The following is a 22,014-nucleotide window of genomic DNA, read 5'->3' as shown; positions in this document are numbered from 1 at the left end:
ACTATCAGGTGCTGTGGGGTTGCAGGCCCGTGCATGGGTCCAGTGCCGGACCCCGGCTCGACGGGTGCGACATCGGCGGAACCTAGAGTCCATTCGATTTGCGTCGCTCAATGTAGGTCCGGCGTCTCTGATCGGGAATTGTCCCAATTCCAAGGAAGTGGAACACCGAAACCACGGCAGGGCAGCGAGGTCTGCGTAGCGTGATTCCTAGCGAGCAGGAAGGCGCGAGTACATGTACATGTCCTTGCGCTGGCCGCCAATCTCTAGCCAGCTCCTCATCGTCCCTTCCCGTACGAACCCGCTGCGCTCGGCTGCGCGCCAGGAGCCCTCATTCCAAGGCTCGACGTAGAGTTCCAATCGATGAATCCCGGGTTGCGCAAGACCCCAGGCGGCGAGGGCACCTAAAGCAGAGGAAGCAGCTCCCTTCCCCCGATGACTTGGCGCCACCCAATAGCCAATGCTCGCCCGGCCTTGGCTGAGGTTCTTCAGCCACAGCCCGATTTGGCCAACCGCCTGATCAGAGGAGGAATCAGCAATAGCGAAGGAGTACCCGGTGCCATCAACTAAGCGTTGGTGCTGTCTTTCGATGAAGGTCAGAGCTGCCTGGCGTGAACCGCTGGCGGGGACCGTCGTGATGGCAGGAATTAGTGGATCGCTCGAGGCTTCCTGGACCACAGGAACATCGGCTGCCGTAAATGGGCGGAGCCTGTAAGGGGGCGCAACGAGTACAGGCTGCTCCAGAGGATTCATCCTCAGACTCTACGCGGAGCCCCCGGGCAGCGGGGGAGATACCGAAACTGCCACCGTCCCACGTCCAAGGAAATGGGATAGCGTCTTTCCCTTTGGTGGCGACAGGTGATACGTCTGCGCCAGGAGGAAAAAGACAAGCAGAAGGAGGAGGCCTCGGAGGCCTCCTCCTTCTGCTTAGGCGGATCTGGTTTAGAAGAAAACGAAGAGTCCTAACCGAATACGCGATATGCGAGTGTGCGTATCGGCATCAGGGGTTGAACGATGAGCTCTCGTCCGGGGCTGGTGCCGTTATGGGTTTCGACCGCGATCGCATGTTGGTCAGTGTCAGTGAGTGGGGTCCCGGTAGGCATGACGTATATCAGCGGCGCTCTTGGAACTATTCTCCTGGGATCGGGAGAGTTCCGCGGTCAAGCGTCGCTGGCGCCATAGCCGCACTTCATTGATGAAGAACGGGAGGGAACCCCATACGGTGAAGCCGATCTTCCATTCGGGCGTCAAGTCACCGGTGGTCAGCATTATCACCACTCCGAGGATGAGTAACAGCAGGTATGGGACCCTGAAGTTCTTGATGTTCTCTTTCATGGTGGCCCCTATTGGCAGTCGCGTGCGGGCTGGACCGTTTGGCCGCCTCGGCCAGTAACGGGGAATCCATAGCAGGTGGTGGCGTTCAGTCCGTTGGAGGCCCACATTGAGGAGATGTGCCTCATGACGTCTTTCGCTCCGGAGAATCCAACAATTCCGCAGACCATGGCGAAGATACGTCCAGGGATTCCGCCAACCAGCGAAAGCATGCAGCCGCCGCCGGCGCCTGCAGCCAGGATCGTGCCAAGGCTCGCACCGATGGCGTGGGCTTCATAACCCCACATAGCGATGATGGGGTATGGAATCCATTGGATACTCGGATCGGCAACGATGGGGTACTGAGCCCCTTCGGTGTTTACGTGCTGGATTAGTGTCCTGCCAACGATTTCGTAGTTAGTAGCTAGTTTCTTACCGTTCGCATCCAAAGCCCAGGGGGATTTGATGAACGGGTACAGAAGGCTTGACTCGTTGTCTTTGAGAAGTACTGAGCCGTCGGTCTGCAGGGACGGCGTGTAGCCATCCGGGATTTCCAAGTCGAAGAAGGCCTTATCACCGTGCCGTAGAACGGTTATCAGGCTTGATGAATCATCACCGATTTTCGACACGGAATCATCTTCATCCTGCGCCTTGATTGCCACATCAACCTGTTTGCCTGTGGCACCTGTTCCTTCCGGGGCCGGTAGTGCCCCTGCGATCGCCGGAGCGCTTCCGGTAATGGAGTCCTTTGGAACCAAGCCGTCATCGGCCTTTAACGCTTCATTCACGATCGAAACAGCCGAGTCGTTAGTCGCTTCGTTTGCTTCCCCAGGCGACGCCTGCGCTGGTAGGCTCCCCGCGCTGAGGATCAGAGAAATTGCGATAGCAACGCCGGCCGGGCGTGCAAAGCTAAACATCGATTTTTTCAAAAAACTCTCCCCCATGTGCCGGGGCGGGTTGATTCCCGCGCTGCCGGAACTCACACCCTTCACGTTTTTCACGCAGTTGTAAAGTCAAGCGCGTATGAGCGATTGATGGTCCGCTTACGGTACACAATCGCAGTGCAGACGACTTCTGTAGTCAGCGGTGGCGTCTTTTGAAATGGGATGGCTTGCAATATCCACTTTGGGTCTCCCGGTTCTAGAAGCAGCACGCCCTTTCTAGCTCTACGGGATGCGACAGTAACAGCGGACGCTGCCGCACGAGCTGGCTTGGTGTTCCACTTCTAAGGAAGTGGGACATCCGGCTGGGAAGCCCTGAACGCGACCTGACCTCCGGAGACCGCGCCAAGAGAAAGGGCGCTTGACTTGACAAAGGATAGCGGTCACTTGAGACTCAGAACGGCTTCGCGGTGTGATCGCCAACACATTCTTGGGGCGGGTGTGATGCCAGTAATTCACTAAAAATTCTGGGGAAGGAATTACGACATGCGTAAATCACGATTGGCTCTTTCCGGCGCTGCAGCCGCGGGCGCTATTGCAATCTCGGGGCTAGCCACGGCGCCTATGGCCTCCGCCAGTGCAGCGGCTTCGGTGACCGGGTCCTACGCCTACTACAACTCGTCCACTAACGTCCTAACGAGCCGGGACACCCGCGTAGATGGCGTCTCATCTGTGGCGCAGCTCAGGTATGTTTCGAACGGGACTACCTACATTGCGACGCTGACCAACAGTCAGGGAAGCGGCGAGCAGGCCCAAGCTCAAAGCAGCGGCCTGCGAGGGACCGTTTACGTCCGGGCGTGCCTTAACAACCGAAGCGCCGGCACTGGCATCTATGGTTGCTCAGGTTGGGTGGCTTCGGCAGCCTAGGAAGATCAATAAGAGGATGGGGATAACGCACTGTCTATCCCCATCCTCTTATTGTCTAAGTCGCGGCACTGATGGGGGCTATCGACTGACGCACTCATCGCCCCTAGCCCCACCCCCTCAGGCTTCCTCTGAAAACTGAGCGGCCAGCCCCGTAACCTGCCTTGTCCTGGTTCCAAGGACGGGGGACTGGCCTCAGGGTCTGGCAGTGTGGGGTTCGTGGGTTTTCCTTTTGCGGGGGCAGGATGGTGGCATGTTTGAGGGTTTCGAGGAACGCCACATCGACGTCGGGTCGTGCAGTCTGTTTGTCCGTTATGGTGGCGAAGGCCCACCGGTTCTGTTGCTTCACGGGCATCCGCGCACGTCCGCTACATGGCATCGGGTCGCTCCTCAACTGTTGAACGCGGGATTCAGTGTCGTTTGCCCCGACCTCCCGGGTTACGGACAGTCGAGCAAACCGGCCCCGACAGTGGACCATGCAGCCCATTCAAAGCGCGCGACCGCCCGGCACATGGTCGCACTTATGGCGGAACTGGGTCACGAGCAATTTAGGCTCGTGGGACATGACCGGGGCAGCTACACTGCGCTGCGACTGGTCTTGGATTATCCCGGAACGGTCTCCAAGGTCGCCCTGCTCGATTGCATCCCCATCAGCGAGCATCTAGCCAGGGCCGATGCGAGGTTCGCTACAAAGTGGTGGCATTGGTTCTTCTACGCCCAGCCAGATATCCCGGAACGGGTGATCATGGCAGATCCGGACAGCTGGTATGGCGGGAGCGCGGCGGCAATGGGGCAGGAAAACTACGATGAGTGGCGCAGGGCGATCCATAACCCGGACACGGTGCGGGCCATGCTTGAAGATTACCGGGCGGGCGTGACCATCGACCGGCAGCATGAGGAAGCCGACAGGCAGGCGGGAAGGGCAGTTACCGTGCCCCTGTTGCTGCTCTGGTCGCTCCGGGACGACCTTGTAGATCTCTACGGCGATCCGCTCAGGGTCTGGGAGCGGTGGGCGATCGATGCTCGCGGCTACGGCATCGATTCAGGGCACCACATGGCCGAGGAAGTCCCGGACGAGTTATCCTCCGCCTTGCTGGGATTCCTTTAACTGCACCGTTCCGTTCTGCAACTGAAAAGAAGGCTGGAACGAAATGGCACATCCGACTGCACCGCCAATATCGGGTGACGAGCCTGTCTTGTAACTAACGATGATCACCGATCTCGAAACACTTAGTCGCAAGTCTCGCCGGGGTTCAGAATGGCAAGCTGCGCAGGGGAGCAGAGCTACATCAGTGAGACGTCTCTTTATCCCAAGGGTTACGAGATGTGAGCTACCGCCAGGTCTCATTGGCTGGTTAGACTCGGGCGGTGAGAGCTGCCGCAATTTTGGCGTTTCCTCGCCGCTGCTTCAGGGCGCTCCTGTCATTGCGGGGGTTGCATGAGTCGAAACTCATTTCCATCCAACTCTCATTGTCACGGGTTCTCTACCGGAGGAGACTGAGGCGACGGCATCCCATCTCGGACCGCCTGCGAGGCCACCCGGCTGCGGGGCCTCACAGTAGCTTGTAGTGGCCTGGTGGATCAATGAGTTCCATGACACCCATCGAAAAGGCCGCTCAGCGGTCACGCCATCTCTTGCCCTTGCTGACTATCGCACTGATTGGATGTCTCGGCGGGTGCGAGTATGAGTCCGACGACGCATCCCTGCCGTCTGCCAGTTCTCCGATGACGGAGGCTCGCACGGTCCCGCCGCTGCCTGAGAGTCGCGACCCTCGCACGGTCCCGCCGCTGCCGAAGAGTGGCGATATCGACGCCGGCACATATCTAGTCCCCGTCGACGGCTACAAGGAGCCTTTCGAGATCACCGTTCCAGGCGGCTGGTCTGCTCTCGACGGCAATAGCCTGGGCAAGGATGACCCGGATCACCCGGCTGAATGGGCCGTCCACCTGACCCTTGGGTCCGCGTTCTATGTGTCGATGGACGCATGCAACTGGAGGGGTGCCCTTGCCGATGTCGGTCCTGCGGACTGGGCCTTCACTAGGGCTATGGCGGCGCAGTCATCAACGGCAAGCACTCCTCCTGTCAAGATCATGGTGGGCGATTACCCCGGCTTCGAGTTCGACCACTCGGTCGAGGGCGACGTGGACATCCCGGCCTGCGACAGTGGCAAGTTCTGCATCCACTCAGAAATGCAGTACCACTGCACACACTGGTACTCGACTCAGAATGAACACGAGACCTACCGGGTGGTCGACGTGGAGGGCCGACGGGCTGTCGTTGCGGTGGGCTATATCGACGAATCGATCAATCCGGAGCTGATAAGAGAGGCGCGCGCCGTTTTCGACTCGATCGTGTTCAGGTCCTTCAAGTGACCAGCTGATCCGATAGGCGATCCCGCCCGCGGTCTCCGACTCCTTCTCTGAACTCACCGGGGTGTCTCATAGGCTCTGTGTCTCGAAACGCTGGGGTTTCGAGGCGAGTTCGAGCGGGCGCCGGAGGAGGTTGCCTGCTGGCCCCGCACTAGCCCTGGGTGAGTGATTCGAGGCGACACGGAGCGGCGCAAGAAAACCGCCATTTATCGCCAACATTCACATTCTCGCGACTCCTGACTGATGGGGGAGTGTCCCGCTAATGGTGTCCCACTTCTAAGCGGCTTAGGGGCGCTGCCGCGCCGAACGCGGATGCTGCACGCGTCCAGATGGTGCTGGTGGGTTAGAGGTTGGTGCCGCCGGTGGCGTCGATCTTCTGCCCGGTGATCCAGCGCGCTTCGTCGGAAGCAAGGAAAGCTACGACGCTTGCGATATCGTCGGGCTGGCCCACTCGACCCAGGGCGCTGCTGGCAGCTACCCCGGCCTGGGCTTCGTCGTTTCCGCGGAGCCAACCAGCGTTGATGTCGGTGTCCACGACACCCGGAGCGACCGAATTCACCGTGATTTCCCTGGGCCCGAGGTGTTTGGCGAGAGTCAGGGTAAAGGCCTCAATCGCGCCCTTGGTGAGGGCGTAGCCAATGATTTCCGGGAACGCTATGCGGGTCACGCCGGAGGAGATGTTGACGATGCGGCCCCCGTCAGCGATCCGGGTCAGCCCTTCCTTGACGATGAAGTAGGGTGCGTTGACGTTAACGGCCTGCTGGGTTAGGAAATCTTCCCGGCTGAAGTCTTCAATGGCCCCGCGCAGGGTGACCCCGGCATTGTTCACGAGGACGTGGATCGGCTGGTTCAAGGCGCCGGCTTCTGCAGCGGCTTTGTCGTAGGCGGCCCAAAAATCCTGTGCTGCGGTGTCGGCTCCAAGGTCTGCCTGGAAAGGGAAAGCCTTTCCTCCCGCAGCTTCGATTGAGGCCACCACCTCGGCGGCCGCCTTCCCGTCGTGTCCGTAGTGGACAGCAACAGTCAGGCCTGCGGTGGCAAGGCGGGAGGAGATTGCCGCACCGATCCCTCGGCTGGCTCCGGTCACAACGGCGATGTGGTCTTTGTGTGTTTCGCTCATGAATGAGATACTTACATACGTTTAGCGATCACTACAAGAAAGATTTCGAAAACTTATTGTGGCGCTGACCACAGCATGAAAAACCACTCTCGTGGAGGCAGCCGGAATAGATGCCGGCTGCTGGGGGCTCTTCTTGAGAGGAACGACGAGAGGACGACGATGTCAGGAAAAGCAGGCCAAGGCCGGAAATTCAATATCGACGACGCCCTGGAAGCAGCCACTTTGGTCTTCTGGGACAGCGGATACGAGGGCACCTCCTTGGCGGAGCTCACAAAAGCCATGGGCATCAACCCACCCAGCCTGTATAAGGCCTTCGGCTCCAAGGAAGACCTCTTCTTCTCCGTCGTGGACCACTACAACGCAACCCACGGAAGCTTCATGTCCACCGCGTTCGCAGAAGAAGAGAGCGGCCTGAAACTCATGCGTCGGCTGCTGATAGAAGCCGCCGACCACTACCCGTCAAAGACATTCCCGGGAGGCTGTCTGGTGATCAGCTCCGCCGTCGCGGTCACCTCCGCGAACCGCCACGTCGCAGAACGATTGTCCAAAATGCGCAACGACAACATCCTGGCCATGGCAGAAGTACTGACCCGGGACCGCGAAGCAGGCCGGATCTCCAAATCCACCGACACCCATGCAATGGCAGCCTTCGTCGGCGCGACACTACAAGGAATGAGCCAGCAAGCCCGCGACGGCGCAAGCAATGAGGACCTCCTCCGCATCGCCCACTACGCCATCACCGCCATCGGGGCCTAACAAGCGACACGGCCAGACGCCACGCGGCCAGTCCAGACCGCCGGGGTGCAGCAAGGGCGTGAAGCCAGCCCGCCACCACTCTGAAGAACTCCGGCAACCCGTGAGCGTGTCGGCTTCCCCAGGATCGTCCCAGCCACGGTTCCACTTCCAAGGAAGTGGAACGCCTGATCAGACGGTTGGAAGTGGGTGGACTGCGCCTGCCTCAATAGCCTAAGCGCCGCACCGGCATCTGCGGTTGCTGCTCAGGAGGCGGCCGACTTGCTCAGTGGGTTGTCCGGCGAGGGTTCTCGAGGGCCTGAAGGAACACTGAACAAGGGCATGAGCCACTGAATCAACGGTCCGATCAGAAACGCTTCGGCCACGGTACCGATCCCGAGGGTCCCGCCCAGCAACCAGCCGGCTGCGGCAACTGTTACCTCGATCAATGTGCGGCAAGTGCGGATTGACCAGCCGGTCCGCTGCGCCAGGCCGGTCATCAGCCCGTCCCGTGCACCTGGGCCGAAGGAGGCCCCAAGGTAGCAGGCGCTGCCGACGGCCAGGAGCACCAGCCCCCCGGCAAGATAGACGACTTGCCAGAGGAGTCCGTTGGCTTGAGGAATCAAAGGTATCGACAAGTCGACGAAGGCGCCGATCAACACGGCGTTCGCCAGAGTGCCCCAACCCGGGCGCATCCTCAGGGGGATCCATAGGAGGAGCACGAGAAAGCTGACCGCGATGATGACCATTCCGGTGCTGATTCCCGTCAGCCGGCCCAGACCTTGATGAAAGATGTCCCAAGGGGAGATTCCAAGTCCAGCTTTGATGAGGACGGCGATGGAAAAGCCGAAGAGTGACAGGCCTGCGAGTAATTGAATGATTCTGCGTACCAACATCACACCAGCCTCCCCCAAACTGGCTCTGAAATATGTAGCCAGTTTGGACCTCTGGCTACCTCCAGATTCACGCCCCTGTGGATCTCATAAGGCACCCGTATGCCTGTCAGCGGTTGAAACCTCGGGAGCCGTGTCCACACGGGACATTCCGTTGATCAGGGTCACCAGAGAATCGCCATGCGTCAGTTGAGGATGGTGCCCGGCGCCCGTCACCGTGATCAGCTCAACATTTGGAAGTGACTCGAGCTGCTCAACTGCTCCTGGGGTGATGGGGTCCTCGCTTCCCACGATGATGCGGACCGGGCCGCTGAAACGCCCCAGCGCTTCCCGTAGTTCAGCACGCCATTGCTTGGAGCCCGCCAGGGCGAGATGCTTGGCCACCCTCTTGGCGCTGCTTCGCTTGAGGTCACTGAGGCTGGACGTGAGAGCAGCGGCGCTGGCTTCTGATCCGGTCAGCTGGCGTGACAGCCGTGCGGCGTCAATGTGTCGCAAGTAGGTGGTTGCCAGCGGCCATAGTTTGGCCGAAATACCCATCGGGGCTTGAAGGAAGAACGGTGCGATCAGCGTGAGGGACTTGACCTGTGCCGGGAGCTGGTAAGCCGCCAATACTGCCGCAGCCGCACCAATGGAGTGGCCGATGAGGTCAACGGGTTCGCCGTCCAGTAGAGCTGGCAGCCACTGTTCCCAGTCCTGAACGCCTGTTCCACTGCTGAGGCTGAGTCCGGGCAGGTCGACGACACGCGCGCCGATGCCCGACGCCACGGCTGCCCACGTGTCTGCATTGACCGGCAAGCCGGGAAGGACAACACGGCTGGACCCGGGTACGCCGAGCTCGAATGTGCGCAGACCGCCGACGTCGACGAATCGACGACCGTCAGACATGTCGGCGCCAAACCGATGAGCGGCCAGATGGTCGGCCCACCGCTCCACGGACACCAGAACATCCGGCATCTGAATCCCGTGTTTGTGGGCGAACTCGACGGCGGACTCTGTCGGATAGCGGTCGGCGGACATGAAGGTGAGCGTCTCGGGATCCGCTTTGGTGATCCGCTGCGGGAGCCGCTTGATGATCCCGATCGGCATCCTTAGCCGTGGGACGTTGACGCCGAGGTGCCGGCCGACATGGGTCAGGAGGTCTGCCAGCGGCGGGGTGGCGTCGTCGAGAATCCAATACGCCTTGCCTGCAGCAGCAGGATCGACCGCTGCTGCCGTCATGAAGGCTGCCAGATAGTCGACCGTGACCACCGGGAGGAACGTCGAGCCGTTTCCGGGCAGTGCGGCTACGGTGCCGTTCCAAATCTGCTCGATGGTGGTGGCCAGCCCGATGAGCTGGTCGGACTCCCCGGTCACGCTGTCGCCGATCAGGCTGGAGGGATTGACGATGGTCCAAGGGACTCCACCCTCCAGGGCCCGGGCCTGGAAGACGGCGTCGGATTCCACCTTGGAGGCTTCGTAGGCGCCAAGTTCCTTGTAGACCGCTGCGCGGTGGTCCTCTGTCCATGGAACGGTTTTAGGGTCCTGTCCGCCGACGCGGTAGCCCGACACATGGACGACGCGCTGCAGGTTGGGGAGGTCCCCGGCGAAGTCGATCAGCTTCTCGACGATGCCGACGTTCGCACTGCGTGCCTCTTGGGCGGTCATTCCGAATCGGTAGGACCCGGCGCAGTTGTGGATCTCGGTGATGGACGGGAATGCCGAGGGCCCGCCCGCGATGATCTCGGGAGCATCGAAGTCGACAATGGTCGTTCTGATGCTCCGTGTCAGACCATGCTCCTTGGCCCATCGCTCGACACCCGCTCCGGACTCGGCGGTCCGAACTGCCGCTGTGACGTTCGCGCCAGCTTTGGCGAGGGACAGGACGAGGTGTCGGCCGACCATTCCTGATGCCCCGAAGACCAGGGCGTGACGGGGGTTTTCGTGAGGCGTCATCGTGTCCCGCCAACCGTCTTGCAGCGCTGGTTGATGAGTTCCGCCACGACGTCAGCGGCCGATAACAGGGGTTGGGTGCTTTGCATGGCGCGGGAGACGATCACCGCCCCCTCAATCGTCGATACAACAACGGTTGCCAGAGACCGGGCTTCCTTGGCGTCAACGCCGCTGGCCTCGAGGAGCGCGGACGTCGGGGCGATCCACGCCTCGAAGGCAGCGGCACACGCCTGTCTCAGCCGCTCACTCTCTGCGCCCATCTCCAGGGTGACCACGGAAACCGGGCAACCCAGTCGGAAGTTGCTCTCGCTGACGATGGTGGCCAAAGCCTCAATCGCGGCCCGGGCAGCCTCAGCCGCGCTGCCGGCGGAAGTTGCTGCCTCCGCAATGAGCGTTTCGAACTGCTTCGCGGCGAGCTCGACCGCTGCGATGCCCAGGCCCTCCTTCCCGTCGGGGAAGTGGAAATAGATGGACCCCTTGGGAGCTGCGGCGTGTTCGATCACAGCATTCAGCCCGGTGCCGCTGTATCCGCTGGTCTGGATGAGCTGGAGCATGGACTCTGCGAGCCGTGCTTTTGTCAGGTTTCCTTTTGAGGCCATGGAAAAATAATAGACTGGTCTACATATTTTGCAAACTCTCAAGAAGCCAGTCTTCGTGAAACGCCAAGTGCCGCCGTCGTACTTCTTGTAAAAGTACGACGGCGGCACTTGCCGTATGCGGGTGGGTGACCGCTAAGCGGTCTGCCCGGCGTGCTGGCCCTCGGAGATCTCCTCGACCACCTTGGCGTTGAACGCGGGGAGGTCGTCCGGGGTGCGGCTGGTGACCAAGCCCTGGTCCACCACCACTTCCTCGTCGGTCCAGTTGGCGCCGGCATTCTTCAAATCCGTCTGGAGTGTGTGATACGAGGTGACGTTGCGGCCCTTGATCACGCCGGCGTCGATGAGAATCCACGGGCCGTGGCAGATGGATGCCACCGGCTTGTGCTGCTCAAAGAAGGCTCGAGTGAAGTTCTGCGCATCTTTGTCGACGCGGAGATGATCGGCGTTCACGACGCCGCCCGGAAGAACCAGTGCGTCAAATTCGGAGGCATCCGCGTCGGCGACTGCGAGGTCGACGTCGAACGTGTCACCCTTTTCCACGCCGTTAAAGCCCTGGAGCTTTCCCTTGGAGGGAGCTACGAGGGTGGGCTCGCCGCCGGCATCCTTGACCGCCTGCCATGGGCTGGTGAGTTCCACCTGCTCCACGCCGTCCGTCAAGAGGAATGCGACCTTCTTGCCTGCGATGTTGTGTTCTGACATTGTTCCTCCTCCATTGCGCGGCGGGGTGCTTTTGAAGCGCGGGCCGCCACTGTGAGAGTTGTTTGTCTGACCTGCTCAAGCCTAGGGAATGCAGCTTTACTAAGCAAGCTGACTAATTTGCCGTCGCATCCGCTACTTGCTTACGTATCGAATATCGATAGAATCAGGTTGTTGTTCGATAAAGGAGTGTCCATGGGAAAGCTGACGATCCTCGCCCTGCGCATAGTGATCGCGATGGTATTGGCGGGTTCGCTGTTCGTGCAGGTACGGATGGTGCCCCTGCTTTCCAACGACCTAGTGGAGGCGGGTGCGCCTGATGGGCCGCGGATTGCGTTGCTGGTCATCGTGGTCCTGGGAATTCTGTGTGTCCAGGTGGTTGCGGTCTGTGTGTGGCGGCTGCTGACGATGGTGCGGCGTGGGACGGTCTTTTCGCACGGAGCGTTCCGTTTTGTGGACGTGATTTTTGGTGCCATCGCTGCCGCAGCAGTGCTGATGTTTGGCATCGCAGTGATCCTGGCGCCCGGCGATATCGCACCGGGAGTCGTCATGCTGATCTGTGGCGCAGCGTTGATGATCGGGGGAGTGGCGCTGTTGGTGCTGGTGCTGCGGACCCTCCTTGCGCAGGCCGTTGCCCGGGACGTTGAGGCGGCCGGGTTGCGGGCCGAGCTCGACGAGGTGATTTGATGCCGATCATCGTGGACATTGACGTCATGCTGGCCAAGCGCAAAATGCCCGTCGGGGTGCTCGCCGAGAAGGTAGGCATCACCCCGGCGAACTTGGCCGTACTCAAGAACGGTCGTGCCAAAGCCGTGCGTTTTACTACGCTCGAAGCGCTGTGTGAGGTGCTGGAGTGCCAGCCGGGGGACCTGCTGCGGTGGGAGTCTGCTGATCGCTCGCATACCGCAACCCCATCTGCCGGCGGGCCTCATCCAGCAGTTCCATCGACCCAACCGACTCCGCTGGAGTCATGAACGGGCTCTCGGTCAGCCCGGATTGCAGGCAACGCGTCACCTCACGCAGCTCGTAACTGAATCCGTGTCCGAGCACCTCGAATTTCTCCGTCCGCGGCGTGCCGATGCGTGACTGAATAGTGAGTTCGGCCGGATTGAAAAGCGGAGCAGAGGACCGCAACCAACCTTCCGTGCCTCCCACTGTTATTACACTGGGGCATTCCGCGCCGATGGAGGTGATCAGCTGCGCCTGCGCGCCGCTCTGGTAGTTCAAGGTGAGGGAGTTCTGCAGGTCCACCCCCTCAGGAGTCAGGACTCCGGTGGCGACCATGTTTCGAGGCTCACCGAAAACTCCCAGCGCCCACGTCAGTGGATACACGGCGAGGTCCAGCAACGCTCCACCGCCTGCGGCCGGGTCCCAGATCCGCGCTGTGGGATCGAAGGCGGGCACGAAACCGAGGTCAGCCTGGAGCCAGCGCGGCTCCCCGATCTCCCCCGACTGCAAAATTTCGACCGCGCGGCAGAAACTGGGCAGGAACCGGGTCCACACTGCCTCCATCAGGAATAGTCCACGCTTCCGGGCGAGATCCGCCAACTCCCGTGCCTGTATGGCGTTCATGGCGATGGGCTTTTCGCACAGGACATGCTTCCCCGCCGTCAGCGCGGCCAGCGCGACAGCATGATGCTGCGCATGAGGCGTGGCGATGTAGACGACGTCGACGGCGGGATCGGCCAGCAGCCGTTCATAGCCCGGCGTATCTCCGACATCCGAATAAGACGCTGCAAAGCCGAACTTCCCGGCAAAGCTGTGGGCCGACGCCTCCGAGCGCGAACTGACCGCCTGGAGAACGGCGTCCTCCAAGAGCGCGAGGTCTTGCACCACGCGTAAGGCGATGGAGCCCGTGGCCACAACTCCCCAGCGGATGGGACGGCCTGTCGCGACGGAAGGCGCGACGGTGCTGACGGGAGCAGGAAGCATGGAAGAGCCTTTCAAGGCACGGGCTAAAGCTAGACGGAATCGCGGATCACGATCGACGTTGGCATCCTGTTGACGCGTTCCGCCGGCTTGCCCTCGATCAGGTGAACCAGGGTCTCGGCCATTTTCTTGCCGAGTTCAACAATCGGGTGATGCACGGTGGTGAGGGCGGGGGTGACGGAGGTGGCAAAGGAATCGTCATCAAAACCCACGACGGCGATGTCCTCCGGGATGCGCAAACCCCGCCCTTGAATGGCGGTGTATGCGCCGGCAGCCATCTGGTCGTTCGCTGCAAAAACGGCGTCAACAGGCACGCCGCGGTCCAACAATCGATGCATGGCTTTGGCGCCCGAGGCCAACGTGAAGTCGCCCTCCTCCACCAAACTTTCCCCAAGACCTGCCTCCCGCACAGCGGTCCTCCACCCCGCCAGGCGATCCAGGCCCGGGGGCATATCTTGCGGACCGGCAATAGTTGCAACGTTCTTTCGGCCGCTCTGCGTCAACAACCTGGTGACCTCGTAGGCCGCCTGCTCATTGGCAACATCCACGTAATAGCTTTCCTTGCCACCTACCAAGGGGCGTCCTGCGAACACCATGGGAAGGGACCCCGAGAGGTGCGTCCAGGAGTTGTCGCCGCTGTGGTGCGACACCACCAGGACGCCGTCCACGTTGCCTCCGAGCAAGAAGCTGCGGGTTTTCTCCGGCTTCGACTCCGAGGAGATCACCATGTTCAGGGTGTACTCCGTGTCGGTGAGATACAAGGCGATGCCCTGCACCACCGAGGCGAAGAACGGATCCGCGAAGACCTTGGATGTCGACTCCGGAACGATGAGCGTGACCGCGTTTGCCCTCCGTTTGGCCAAGGAACGGGCAGCGCGGTTGGGCGTGTAGTCGAGTGCGAGGATGGCTTTCCTCACGGACTGCGCCATTTCCGGGTCCACACTGGGGCTGTCGTTGACCACGCGGGACACGGTGGCCCGCGACACCCCGGCCAAGGCAGCCACCATTTCAAGGGTGGGTACCGGCCGGGGGCCGCTGGTGTCCTGCGTCATGGTCATCTCCGGAACGTAAGAAAAAGTATGCCTCTGAAGGCTACTTTAGGCGTTCACTGTGGCCGTGGCAGAAGCCTTGGCTGAGGCGATGACCCGGGAATAAGCCAGTCCGCTGTCCTTCACCGTGCGCTCAAAGGTGTCGTAATCCACGCGAACCACCCCGAAGCGTTTGCCGTAACCCCAGGACCACTCAAAGTTGTCCAGGAGTGACCACACAAAGTAGCCGCGCACATCGGCGCCCTGGTCCAGTGCCTCGCCCACGGCCGTGATGTGATCCAGCACGAACTGGGTCCGCTCGACATCATGGACCGCCCCGTCAGGACTGACGACGTCGTCGTAAGCGGCACCGTTTTCGGTGATGTACAGCGGGGGCAGCGTGGGGTATTCCTCGCCAAGACGCACCAGGAGCTTCCGAAGCCCGTCCGGGTTGACCTCCCAGTTCATGGCAGTGCGCGGCAGGCCGCGGCTGGGGAATGCGATGTCCTCCGAACCGATCCAGCACGACGACGTCGGGCGGGTTGCGCCGCCCGAGTGGCCGTCGCCGTGTTCATCAGTGGGGTGACCACTGATGAGGTCATCGTGGTAGTGGTTGACGCCCAGGAAATCGATGGGAGCGCCGATGATCTCCAGGTCGCCGGGCTTGATGACGTCCCGGATGCCGAACTGCTCAAGGTCGTTGAGCGTGTCCTCCGGGTAAACGCCACGGAGGATCGGATCAAGGAAGATCCTGTTCTGCAGCGAATCGAACCGGCGCGCGGCGTCGAGGTCTACGGGATCGGAAGGATCCCGCGGGATGGAGTTGCTGAGGTTGAGCGTGATCCCCAACTGCTGGGCGCCGCGGCTCCGCAGCTCGTTGACCGCCAGGCCGTGGGCGAGGTGCTGGTGGTGGATCGCTGCGACGGCTGCTTCCGGCTCTTGACGGCCGGGAGCGTGAACGCCGGCCGCATAGCCCAGGAGTGAGGAGCAGAACGGTTCGTTGAACGTAGTCCAGTGCTGAACACGGTCACCCAGTGCTGAATAGACATCGTTCGCATAGTCGACGAAGCGGTAGGCGGTGTCGCGGTTGGCCCAGCCGCCCTTCTCCTCCAGCGACTGCGGGAGGTCCCAGTGGTAAAGGGTCAACCAAGGGAGGATGCCGGCGTCGAGCAGCTCATCCACCAAGCGGGAGTAGAAGTCCAGGCCGACGGCGTTCGCGGAACGGCCGCCAGGCCGGACACGGGACCAGCTGGTGGAGAACCGGTAGGAATCCAGGCCCAGCTCCTTCATGATCCTGACGTCCTGGGGCATGCGGTGGTAGTGCTGCACCGCGTCCTTCAGCGTCTCGCCGTTGGCAATGGCACCCGGAATACGGGCGAAAGCATCCCACACGGAATCTTCCTTGCCGCCCTCGTGGCTGGCGCCTTCCACCTGGGCTGCGGCGGTGGCCGAGCCCCAGAGGAAGCCCTTGGGCCACTCCCTGTTAAAGGGGGTGACCGCTGGGTGGTTTGTTGCTTCGAATGGCATTAGCCCTTCACTGCTCCTTGCATGATTCCGGAAATAAGTTGACGGCCCGCCAGGACGAAGAGTGCCAGCAGCGGAAGTGTTGCCATGACGGCGCCGGCCAGGACGATCGAATAGTCCACGTACCGGGCCGACTGCAGTTGGCTGAGCGCCGTCTGCAAGGTGGGGTTGCCGGCGTCGAGCACCAGCAGGGGCCAGAGGAAATCAGTCCATGCCGTCATGAACGTGAAGAGGCCCAGGATTGCCATGGCCGGACGCGCGGCCGGCAGTGCAACATGCCAAAAAGTGGAGATCATGGACGCGCCATCCATACGTGCCGACTCGATGAGCTCGTCCGGGATCACGTCCACCAAGTACTGCCGCATGAAGAAGACACCGAACGCTGTGACCAGGGTAGGGATCACGACGGCGCCGATCTCACCTGTCCAGCCCAGCGTGCGCATCAGCATGAACAGCGGGATGATGCCGAGCTGCGTAGGGATGGCCATGGTGGCGATCACCGCAACCATCAGCCAGTTGCGGCCGCGGAAGCGCAGCTTGGCGAACGCGTATCCGGCCAGGGTTGAGAAGCCCACCACCGAGACGGTGATGATGCCCGAGATCAGGACGCTGTTGCCGAGCGCCAGCCAGAATGGGACGGTGTCGAAGACCTCCCCAACGTTGGTCCAGAAGTTGCCACCAGGGAACAGCGGCGGCCAGGTCTCCCCGAGGGCTTCGTTGGAGCGGCTGCCGATGATCACGGACCACCACAGCGGGTAGGCGGAGGCCAGGAAGAACGCCAGCAGCAACCCATAGGTGAGGAAGCCGGGCCGCCGGCCGTTGCCAAAGAGTGCTTTCCTAGCGGTCAGGGCTCGGGAGGTCTGCTGCGGAGCCGGGGTTTGTGGCCGGTTTTGCGTGAGGGTCATTTCCCGCTCCTCGGGGTTGAGTCTGGTGCCGCTGCCGCCTGGGCGGTGAGGCCGGCGTCGTCCGCTTTTGTATTCGCAGCGGAGGAACGCTTCCGACGGCGGCGGCTGGCTGCTCCGCGATCATCGCCATTGGTGGCGATACGGCGTGAGATCAGCCAGTTCACGATGCCGAAAAGCAGGATGATCAGAAACAGGAGCCAGGCGATGGTGGAAGCCTTGCCGAAGTTCTGCCGCTGGAAAGCCATCTCCCACAGGTACAGCACGGTGGTCTGGAACTGGCGTGCCGTTCCGCCGGCTGCTACGGGATCGAAGAGCCTTGGCTCGGTAAAGATCTGCAGCCCGCCGATGGTGGCCGTGACAATGACGAACACCATGGTGGGCCGGATGCTCGGCAGCGTGATGCTGAAGAAGCGGCGGACGGAGCCGGCGCCGTCGATTGCTGCGGATTCGTAGATATCGCGCGGTACTGACTGCATGGCGGCCAAGAGGATGAGCGCGTTGTAGCCGGTCCAGCGCCAGTTCACCATGGTGGCGATGGCGATGTGGCTGGGAAGGGTGTCGTTCTTCCACATGATGGGATCGATGCCGAAGCTGGACAGGATGTTGTTGATGAGGCCGTACTGCTCGCCGAACATGTTGGTGAAGATCATGGCGACCGCCACGGGAGTCACAACGTAGGGGAGCAGGATGCTCATGCGCCAGAAGGTCTTGGCGCGCAGGTTCTGGTCCAGCACCGCGGCGATGATGGTGGCCATGATCAGCTGGGGGATGGTGGAAATCAGGAAGATGCTGACAGTGTTGAACAGGGAATTCCAGAAGAACCTGTCTTGAAGAACCTCAGCGAAGTTCTGGAATCCCACGAATTCGCCCTGGCCTTTGAGCAGGTGCCAGTCGAAGAGGGAGACGAAGAAGGTGTAGCCCAGGGGAAAGAGGCCTACCAGGGCAAACAGGATGAAAAACGGGGCGATGTAGAGGTACGGGGACGCCTTCATGTCGAAGACGTTGAGGCGTTGCCGGAACGACGGTTTCGGTTTGGTGGCAGCCGTTCTACCGGCGGCCGGGCGGTTCAAGGTGGTGGTCATGGTCGGGTCTCAGACTCTGTGAGGGGGCCTCCGGTTTCCCGGAGGCCCCACGGCCGGGTGCTGCTAGTTGTTGACCACGAGGTCGTTGAGGAGCTTGACGGCTTCATTCCAGGCTTGATCGGCGTTGCCCTTGCCCGAATCGAGCATCTTGAGGGCGGGTCCGAAGACGTTTTCCTGGATCACAGAGTCATCCGGACCCTTGAACTGGGCGATGACACCTTCTGCGCGGGACTCAAAGATGGCGCCGTAGGGAGCGTTGTTGAACAGTTCGTTCGGCTTTGCTGCTTCCACGATCTTCGCCTGTGCTTCGAGGGTGCTCGGGAAGTTGTTCGCTGCAGCGGACTGCTTGATCTGCTGTTCAGGTGCGGTGAGCCATGCTGCCAGCTTGGCTGCTTCAGCGGGGTGCTTGGAGCTCTTGGGGACCGAGAGGAAAGCGCCGCCCCAGTTGGAAGCACCGCCGGGGAAGACGTCGGCTACGTCCCAGCCGCTGGCTGCCCCTCCGCCTGCTGACTCGAGCTGGCCCTTGATGGTGCCGAGCATCCATGCCGGGCAAACGTGCGTGGCGAAGGAGCCGTCCACGAATGCCTTGCCGTTACCCCAGTCGAACTGGGTCTGGTTGGAGGACAGGCCATCGGCAGTGCCGGCAGCGAGCATGTCGAACTTCGCCCGCATTTCCTTGTTGCCCTCGACGTTCAGCTTGCCGTCCTTGGTGTAGTAACCCTCGTCCATCTGGTTGACCATGGAGTTCCAGACGAAGCCGGACTGGTCATACCAGGCTTTGCCTGTGGCCTCTTTGTACTGGCGGCCGAGCTTGAAGTACGTTTCCCAGCTTGCATCCTTGCCGCCGAACAATTCCGCGACCTTCTCACGGTCGCTCGGCAGGCCTGCTGCCTCGAAGAGTTTGCCGTTGAAGCACAAAGCCTGCGGTCCAATGTCCGTGCCGTAACCGATCACACGACCATTGGGGTCTGTGCCCTGCTTGAACTTCCAGTCCACCCAGTTGCCCTTGATGTCCTCGGCGCCGTGCTCCTTGAGGTCCACAAACTGGTCCGAAACCTCCATAATGGAGCCGAGCCAGCCCTCCTCGATGGCCGTGACGTCGCTGAGTCCGGAGCCGGCGGCCAGCTTAGTGAACGCATCGGTCCGGGCGTTGGAACCGCGATCGATGTTGGTGGCCTCGATGGTGACTCCGGGGTTCTGCTTCTCATATTCGGCGTACAGGTCGTCGTATCCGAAAGTGCCGAAGGTGGTCACGGTCAGCGTGACGGGATTGTCTGCGCTCGCCGCTTTGTCGCCTCCGCCGCTGCAGCCGGCCGCCACGAGGGCAAGAGAGGCTACGCCCGCCAGGGCAGTGAATTTCCTTAGTCGCGAAAACTCCACGATCACTCCTTTGTGTGTTCGAGCGACCGTACGCCTATGGCGAGAGAGCGCTCTCTGGGATGTGGGACCAATGTATGTGCTGCAAGTCACGTACGTCAAGAGAGCGCTCTCTGGAGTTGGCTCTGTGTCTTCGTGCGTCGGTGCCGCCGAGGGGTGAGCTCTCATGCTGCCGAGGGGTTAGGTCTCGGGGTCATGGAGGGTTCTTATTGCCGAAAGCTCACCCCTCGGTGGGCACGCTCCGCCCATAGTTGATGCCCACGAGTCCTCGACCCGTACGGTTGACCCGCGGTCGCGGTCATATGCCACCGGTGTTAGCGTTCGAGGGTGCATTCTGTTGACAATGGGGCGGGGACCCCAATCCTGATCATCCACGGATTCTGTGTCGATCATCGCCTACTGCTGGGGCTCGACCCCGTGTTCGATGCTCATGGTCAGTGGCGGCGGGTCTACGTGGACCTGCCGGGCATGGGCCAATCCGCGGCAGGACCCGAGATCGATAGCGCGGATGCCGTGGCCGAAGTGGTGGTCTCCTTTGCCAGGAAAACCTTCGGTGCCGAAAGGTTCGCGGTCCTCGGAAACTCCTTCGGTGGCATGATCGCCCGTCACCTGGTGGCCGAATTCGGGGAGCAGGTTCTTGGCCTGGCGCTCCTTTGCCCAGTGGTCATTGCGGATCACGGGTCCCGAACCCTGCCTGCCAAGACAGTGCTCCAAGCAGACCCGACCCTACTGGCGGCCTTGGAACCCGCGGACGCGGCCGACTATGAGGCCATGGCCGTGGTCCAATCTCCCGAGAATTGGTTTCTTTTCCGAGACGCGGCCCTGCCGGGGTTTCGCGTATTCGATCAAGCCGCGATCCAACGGATCTCGAGCAACTACACACTCCGTGCCGAGCCGGAAAGTCGCTTCGCCAACTTTCAAGGACCCGCGCTGATTCTCGCCGGTCGTCAGGACCATGTGGTGGGGTTTGAGGACCAGACTGCGCTGGCGCGCAGCTATGCACAGTCCACCACCGCCGTCCTGGATCGAGCGGGTCACAACGCGCACCTGGACCAGCCGGAGCTAACGGCTGCCCTCCTTTGGGAGTGGCTTGGCCGGGTGGAAAGGTCCATGGGACGCGAGGCCGCGGACTGACGCCTTCAGCTTAACCACGACGGCGGTCTTCGCCCGAGCATTCGGTGAGGACCGCCGTCGTGGTTCAGCTAGCCACGGACATCACGCGTGCTGAACTTGAATCCTGCAAAGGCTACGAGGCCGGCCGTCCAGGTGAACGTTACTATCGCTGCGGTGAGAGTACCCAGGTCCGCGTCCGGGTAGGACCCTGTAACCAAGCCTGGGTCGAACAGCAGAACCCCGGCCACGGTGGGGAGATAGGCAAAGGCCGGAGTCAGCAGGAGCAACATCAGCGACAGTTGTGACACCACAATGAGAGTAAACAGCGGGATCAGCGTCTGCTTGAGCAAGACGCCAAGGGCGAAACCTATGAGGGCTATGGCATCCCAGAAAGCTATGGCACCGACCCAACGGAGAATAAGGCTTGCCGGAATGGTCCCGTTGATCACGGAAAGCTCCCCAAGTCCGGATTGAGACAGCACGCTCAACAGCGGGATGGTCACAACACCCAGCAGTGTGACGAACACTGTCAACGCAGCGCACTTGGCCAAATACAGGCGCTCGCGGTTCGGCACTGCCACCAGGCTGGTCCGTAGTTGGCCCGACACGTACTCACTTGATGCGGAAATGACGCCAATAACAATGATTCCAATCAGTCCCAGGGCAACCCAATCGAAGCCGACCGTTTCCGGACTCGCGCCAGGAGCCAGCCCCGGGTCATTGGTTCGGAGCGCGTCCCCAACCGGCCCCGCTTGGGACCACCCGATGAGGACGACGATGAGCCACGTCAGGGCTGCGGTGATCCACAGAGACCTTAAAGTGATGAGTTTTGTGAGTTCGGCACGGAACAGGCTGGGTTTACTGGCGGTGGCCACGAGTGAACTCATGCGGCGTTTCCTTTGGTCGCATTGCCGGTCCAATCGAAGTAGGCGGCTTCCAGGTCGTGGTGACCTGCTACCAGATCGCTGGCGTTTCCGGATTGAACAATGCGGCCACCGGAAATGACGACGATGTGGTCAGCGACGTGCTGCACCTCATTGATGAGATGGCTGGAGATAAGGACCGTCTTACCGTTGGCGGCGAGGGTCCGGAGCAGTTCACGGATCCAGCGGATTCCTTCCGGGTCCAGGCCGTTAGTGGGTTCATCAAGAACAATAACGTGCGGATCGCCGAGGAGGGCCGCGGCGATTCCGAGTCTCTGGCCCATACCCAGTGAGTAGGCTCCCACGCGCTTCCGGGCGGCGTCCGAAAGCCCGACGAGCTCCAGAACTTCACGGATCCTGGAAAGCGGAATGCCGTTGGATTGAGCCATCCAGATGAGATGGGCCTTTGCCGTGCGGCCCTTGTGGGCTCCTGAGCCATCGAGCTGGGCTCCCACCGTCCACAGGGGAGCGGTGAGGTCCTGGTAGGGCTTTCCTTCAATGAGAGCGGACCCGCTGTCCGCCCGGTCGAGGCCTAGAAGCAGCCGAAAAGTTGTGGACTTGCCGGCGCCGTTCGGACCGAGGAAGGCGGTGACTTTCCCGGGCTCGGCCGTCAGCGAGACGTCGATGATTCCGTCCGACTGCCCGTATTTCTTGCTCAAATTCTTGATCTCGATCATTGTCTGG

General features: G+C 61.3%; 22 protein-coding genes and 1 pseudogene. 7 read left to right on the top strand and 16 right to left on the bottom strand.

Going from position 1 to position 22,014, the window contains the following annotated elements:
* Positions 1–207: 207 nt before the first annotated feature.
* From WBN73_RS09065 to WBN73_RS09055, 3 genes are all read right to left on the bottom strand, one after another.
* Entirely contained in the window at positions 208–750 is a 543-nt protein-coding gene (locus WBN73_RS09065) for a GNAT family N-acetyltransferase (protein WP_337340179.1), read from the bottom strand.
* A 324-nt stretch (positions 751–1,074) separates the two neighbouring features.
* Entirely contained in the window at positions 1,075–1,332 is a 258-nt protein-coding gene (locus tag WBN73_RS09060) for a hypothetical protein (protein WP_207595661.1), read from the bottom strand.
* An 8-nt stretch (positions 1,333–1,340) separates the two neighbouring features.
* A complete protein-coding gene (locus WBN73_RS09055) occupies positions 1,341–2,309 on the bottom strand; it encodes a hypothetical protein (protein ID WP_337340180.1) in 969 nt (322 codons plus the stop codon).
* 426 nt (positions 2,310–2,735) lie between these two features.
* Between WBN73_RS09055 and WBN73_RS09050 the strand changes: the two genes are divergently transcribed.
* From WBN73_RS09050 to WBN73_RS09040, 3 genes are all read left to right on the top strand, one after another.
* Positions 2,736–3,116 (top strand): hypothetical protein, encoded by a 381-nt coding sequence (locus WBN73_RS09050; RefSeq protein ID WP_207595663.1) that lies wholly within the window; start codon positions 2,736–2,738, stop codon positions 3,114–3,116.
* A gap of 250 nt (positions 3,117–3,366) precedes the next feature.
* Entirely contained in the window at positions 3,367–4,221 is an 855-nt protein-coding gene (locus WBN73_RS09045; RefSeq protein ID WP_337340181.1) for an alpha/beta fold hydrolase, read from the top strand.
* Between the two features lie 476 nt (positions 4,222–4,697).
* Entirely contained in the window at positions 4,698–5,486 is a 789-nt protein-coding gene (locus WBN73_RS09040; RefSeq protein WP_337340182.1) for a hypothetical protein, read from the top strand.
* Between the two features lie 340 nt (positions 5,487–5,826).
* Here the strand turns inward: WBN73_RS09040 and WBN73_RS09035 are convergent, their stop codons facing one another.
* Positions 5,827–6,600, bottom strand: coding sequence for an SDR family oxidoreductase (locus tag WBN73_RS09035; RefSeq protein WP_207595665.1), 774 nt, complete (start codon positions 6,598–6,600; stop codon positions 5,827–5,829).
* A 159-nt stretch (positions 6,601–6,759) separates the two neighbouring features.
* On the opposite strand from WBN73_RS09035, the gene WBN73_RS09030 reads away from it, so the two are divergent.
* On the top strand, positions 6,760–7,356 hold the full coding sequence (locus WBN73_RS09030; protein ID WP_337340183.1) for a TetR/AcrR family transcriptional regulator: 597 nt from the start codon (positions 6,760–6,762) through the stop codon (positions 7,354–7,356).
* A 242-nt stretch (positions 7,357–7,598) separates the two neighbouring features.
* Here the strand turns inward: WBN73_RS09030 and yczE are convergent, their stop codons facing one another.
* The 4 genes from yczE to WBN73_RS09010 all read right to left on the bottom strand — a co-directional run bounded on the left by yczE (position 7,599) and on the right by WBN73_RS09010 (position 11,452).
* Positions 7,599–8,228, bottom strand: coding sequence for a membrane protein YczE (yczE, locus tag WBN73_RS09025; RefSeq protein WP_207595667.1), 630 nt, complete (start codon positions 8,226–8,228; stop codon positions 7,599–7,601).
* 84 nt (positions 8,229–8,312) lie between these two features.
* Positions 8,313–10,157, bottom strand: a complete 1,845-nt coding sequence (locus WBN73_RS09020) for an alpha/beta fold hydrolase (protein ID WP_337340184.1) — start codon at positions 10,155–10,157, stop codon at positions 8,313–8,315.
* Positions 10,154–10,753 carry a TetR/AcrR family transcriptional regulator gene (locus WBN73_RS09015; RefSeq protein WP_337340185.1) on the bottom strand — a complete coding sequence of 200 codons (600 nt, stop codon included), beginning with the start codon at positions 10,751–10,753 and terminating at the stop codon, positions 10,154–10,156. The genes WBN73_RS09020 and WBN73_RS09015 overlap by 4 nt, the downstream gene beginning before the upstream one ends.
* A 132-nt stretch (positions 10,754–10,885) precedes the next feature.
* Positions 10,886–11,452 (bottom strand): type 1 glutamine amidotransferase domain-containing protein, encoded by a 567-nt coding sequence (locus tag WBN73_RS09010; protein ID WP_280625520.1) that lies wholly within the window; start codon positions 11,450–11,452, stop codon positions 10,886–10,888.
* A 192-nt stretch (positions 11,453–11,644) separates the two neighbouring features.
* Between WBN73_RS09010 and WBN73_RS09005 the strand changes: the two genes are divergently transcribed.
* Positions 11,645–12,136 carry a DUF2975 domain-containing protein gene (locus WBN73_RS09005; RefSeq protein ID WP_207595671.1) on the top strand — a complete coding sequence of 164 codons (492 nt, stop codon included), beginning with the start codon at positions 11,645–11,647 and terminating at the stop codon, positions 12,134–12,136.
* Positions 12,136–12,423, top strand: coding sequence for a helix-turn-helix domain-containing protein (locus WBN73_RS09000; RefSeq protein WP_337340186.1), 288 nt, complete (start codon positions 12,136–12,138; stop codon positions 12,421–12,423). Before WBN73_RS09005 ends, WBN73_RS09000 begins: the two co-directional genes overlap by 1 nt.
* Before the next feature lie 166 nt (positions 12,424–12,589).
* Here the strand turns inward: WBN73_RS09000 and WBN73_RS21440 are convergent.
* From WBN73_RS21440 to WBN73_RS08970, 6 genes and pseudogenes are all read right to left on the bottom strand, one after another.
* Positions 12,590–13,381 (bottom strand): annotated as a pseudogene (locus WBN73_RS21440) (Gfo/Idh/MocA family protein); the annotation flags it as partial.
* 29 nt (positions 13,382–13,410) lie between these two features.
* A complete protein-coding gene (locus WBN73_RS08990) occupies positions 13,411–14,430 on the bottom strand; it encodes a LacI family DNA-binding transcriptional regulator (protein ID WP_207597414.1) in 1,020 nt (339 codons plus the stop codon).
* A gap of 45 nt (positions 14,431–14,475) precedes the next feature.
* On the bottom strand, positions 14,476–15,933 hold the full coding sequence (locus WBN73_RS08985) for a GH1 family beta-glucosidase (protein WP_337340187.1): 1,458 nt from the start codon (positions 15,931–15,933) through the stop codon (positions 14,476–14,478).
* Positions 15,933–16,835 carry a carbohydrate ABC transporter permease gene (locus WBN73_RS08980; protein ID WP_280625528.1) on the bottom strand — a complete coding sequence of 301 codons (903 nt, stop codon included), beginning with the start codon at positions 16,833–16,835 and terminating at the stop codon, positions 15,933–15,935. Before WBN73_RS08980 ends, WBN73_RS08985 begins: the two co-directional genes overlap by 1 nt.
* Positions 16,832–17,917: a carbohydrate ABC transporter permease gene (locus WBN73_RS08975; RefSeq protein WP_337340188.1), complete on the bottom strand. Its 1,086-nt coding sequence runs from the start codon at positions 17,915–17,917 to the stop codon at positions 16,832–16,834. The genes WBN73_RS08980 and WBN73_RS08975 overlap by 4 nt, the downstream gene beginning before the upstream one ends.
* A gap of 63 nt (positions 17,918–17,980) precedes the next feature.
* Positions 17,981–19,297: an ABC transporter substrate-binding protein gene (locus WBN73_RS08970; RefSeq protein ID WP_207595676.1), complete on the bottom strand. Its 1,317-nt coding sequence runs from the start codon at positions 19,295–19,297 to the stop codon at positions 17,981–17,983.
* 324 nt (positions 19,298–19,621) lie between these two features.
* Between WBN73_RS08970 and WBN73_RS08965 the strand changes: the two genes are divergently transcribed.
* Positions 19,622–20,428 carry an alpha/beta fold hydrolase gene (locus WBN73_RS08965; protein ID WP_337340189.1) on the top strand — a complete coding sequence of 269 codons (807 nt, stop codon included), beginning with the start codon at positions 19,622–19,624 and terminating at the stop codon, positions 20,426–20,428.
* Positions 20,429–20,496: 68 nt separating this feature from the next.
* Here WBN73_RS08965 and WBN73_RS08960 read toward each other — a convergent pair whose 3' ends face one another.
* Both WBN73_RS08960 and WBN73_RS08955 read right to left on the bottom strand, forming a co-directional pair.
* Positions 20,497–21,294: a hypothetical protein gene (locus tag WBN73_RS08960; protein ID WP_280625536.1), complete on the bottom strand. Its 798-nt coding sequence runs from the start codon at positions 21,292–21,294 to the stop codon at positions 20,497–20,499.
* Complete coding sequence (locus WBN73_RS08955) at positions 21,291–22,007, bottom strand: ABC transporter ATP-binding protein (RefSeq protein WP_207595679.1); 717 nt, start codon at positions 22,005–22,007, stop codon at positions 21,291–21,293. Before WBN73_RS08955 ends, WBN73_RS08960 begins: the two co-directional genes overlap by 4 nt.
* Positions 22,008–22,014 lie beyond the last annotated feature (7 nt).

Origin of the sequence: Paenarthrobacter sp. CCNWLY172 (genome assembly GCF_037402035.1) — a bacterium.
Lineage (GTDB): Bacteria > Actinomycetota > Actinomycetes > Actinomycetales > Micrococcaceae > Arthrobacter.
The sequence above is the reverse complement of the archived record's forward strand: the minus strand, read 5'-3'. Positions and strand labels throughout refer to the sequence as shown.

Coding starts and splice junctions, on each gene's coding strand:
- WBN73_RS09015 (WP_337340185.1), bottom strand. CDS start 10,753: ATGGCCTCAAAAGGAAACCTGACAAAAGCACGGCTCGCAGAGTCCATG.
- WBN73_RS09050 (WP_207595663.1), top strand. CDS start 2,736: ATGCGTAAATCACGATTGGCTCTTTCCGGCGCTGCAGCCGCGGGCGCT.
- WBN73_RS09040 (WP_337340182.1), top strand. CDS start 4,698: ATGAGTTCCATGACACCCATCGAAAAGGCCGCTCAGCGGTCACGCCAT.
- WBN73_RS09060 (WP_207595661.1), bottom strand. CDS start 1,332: ATGAAAGAGAACATCAAGAACTTCAGGGTCCCATACCTGCTGTTACTC.
- WBN73_RS09035 (WP_207595665.1), bottom strand. CDS start 6,600: ATGAGCGAAACACACAAAGACCACATCGCCGTTGTGACCGGAGCCAGC.
- WBN73_RS08990 (WP_207597414.1), bottom strand. CDS start 14,430: ATGACGCAGGACACCAGCGGCCCCCGGCCGGTACCCACCCTTGAAATG.
- WBN73_RS09000 (WP_337340186.1), top strand. CDS start 12,136: ATGCCGATCATCGTGGACATTGACGTCATGCTGGCCAAGCGCAAAATG.
- WBN73_RS09045 (WP_337340181.1), top strand. CDS start 3,367: ATGTTTGAGGGTTTCGAGGAACGCCACATCGACGTCGGGTCGTGCAGT.
- WBN73_RS08985 (WP_337340187.1), bottom strand. CDS start 15,933: ATGCCATTCGAAGCAACAAACCACCCAGCGGTCACCCCCTTTAACAGG.
- WBN73_RS09005 (WP_207595671.1), top strand. CDS start 11,645: ATGGGAAAGCTGACGATCCTCGCCCTGCGCATAGTGATCGCGATGGTA.
- WBN73_RS08960 (WP_280625536.1), bottom strand. CDS start 21,294: ATGAGTTCACTCGTGGCCACCGCCAGTAAACCCAGCCTGTTCCGTGCC.
- WBN73_RS08980 (WP_280625528.1), bottom strand. CDS start 16,835: ATGACCCTCACGCAAAACCGGCCACAAACCCCGGCTCCGCAGCAGACC.
- yczE (WP_207595667.1), bottom strand. CDS start 8,228: ATGTTGGTACGCAGAATCATTCAATTACTCGCAGGCCTGTCACTCTTC.
- WBN73_RS09030 (WP_337340183.1), top strand. CDS start 6,760: ATGTCAGGAAAAGCAGGCCAAGGCCGGAAATTCAATATCGACGACGCC.
- WBN73_RS09010 (WP_280625520.1), bottom strand. CDS start 11,452: ATGTCAGAACACAACATCGCAGGCAAGAAGGTCGCATTCCTCTTGACG.
- WBN73_RS08975 (WP_337340188.1), bottom strand. CDS start 17,917: ATGACCACCACCTTGAACCGCCCGGCCGCCGGTAGAACGGCTGCCACC.
- WBN73_RS09065 (WP_337340179.1), bottom strand. CDS start 750: ATGAATCCTCTGGAGCAGCCTGTACTCGTTGCGCCCCCTTACAGGCTC.
- WBN73_RS08955 (WP_207595679.1), bottom strand. CDS start 22,007: ATGATCGAGATCAAGAATTTGAGCAAGAAATACGGGCAGTCGGACGGA.
- WBN73_RS09020 (WP_337340184.1), bottom strand. CDS start 10,157: ATGACGCCTCACGAAAACCCCCGTCACGCCCTGGTCTTCGGGGCATCA.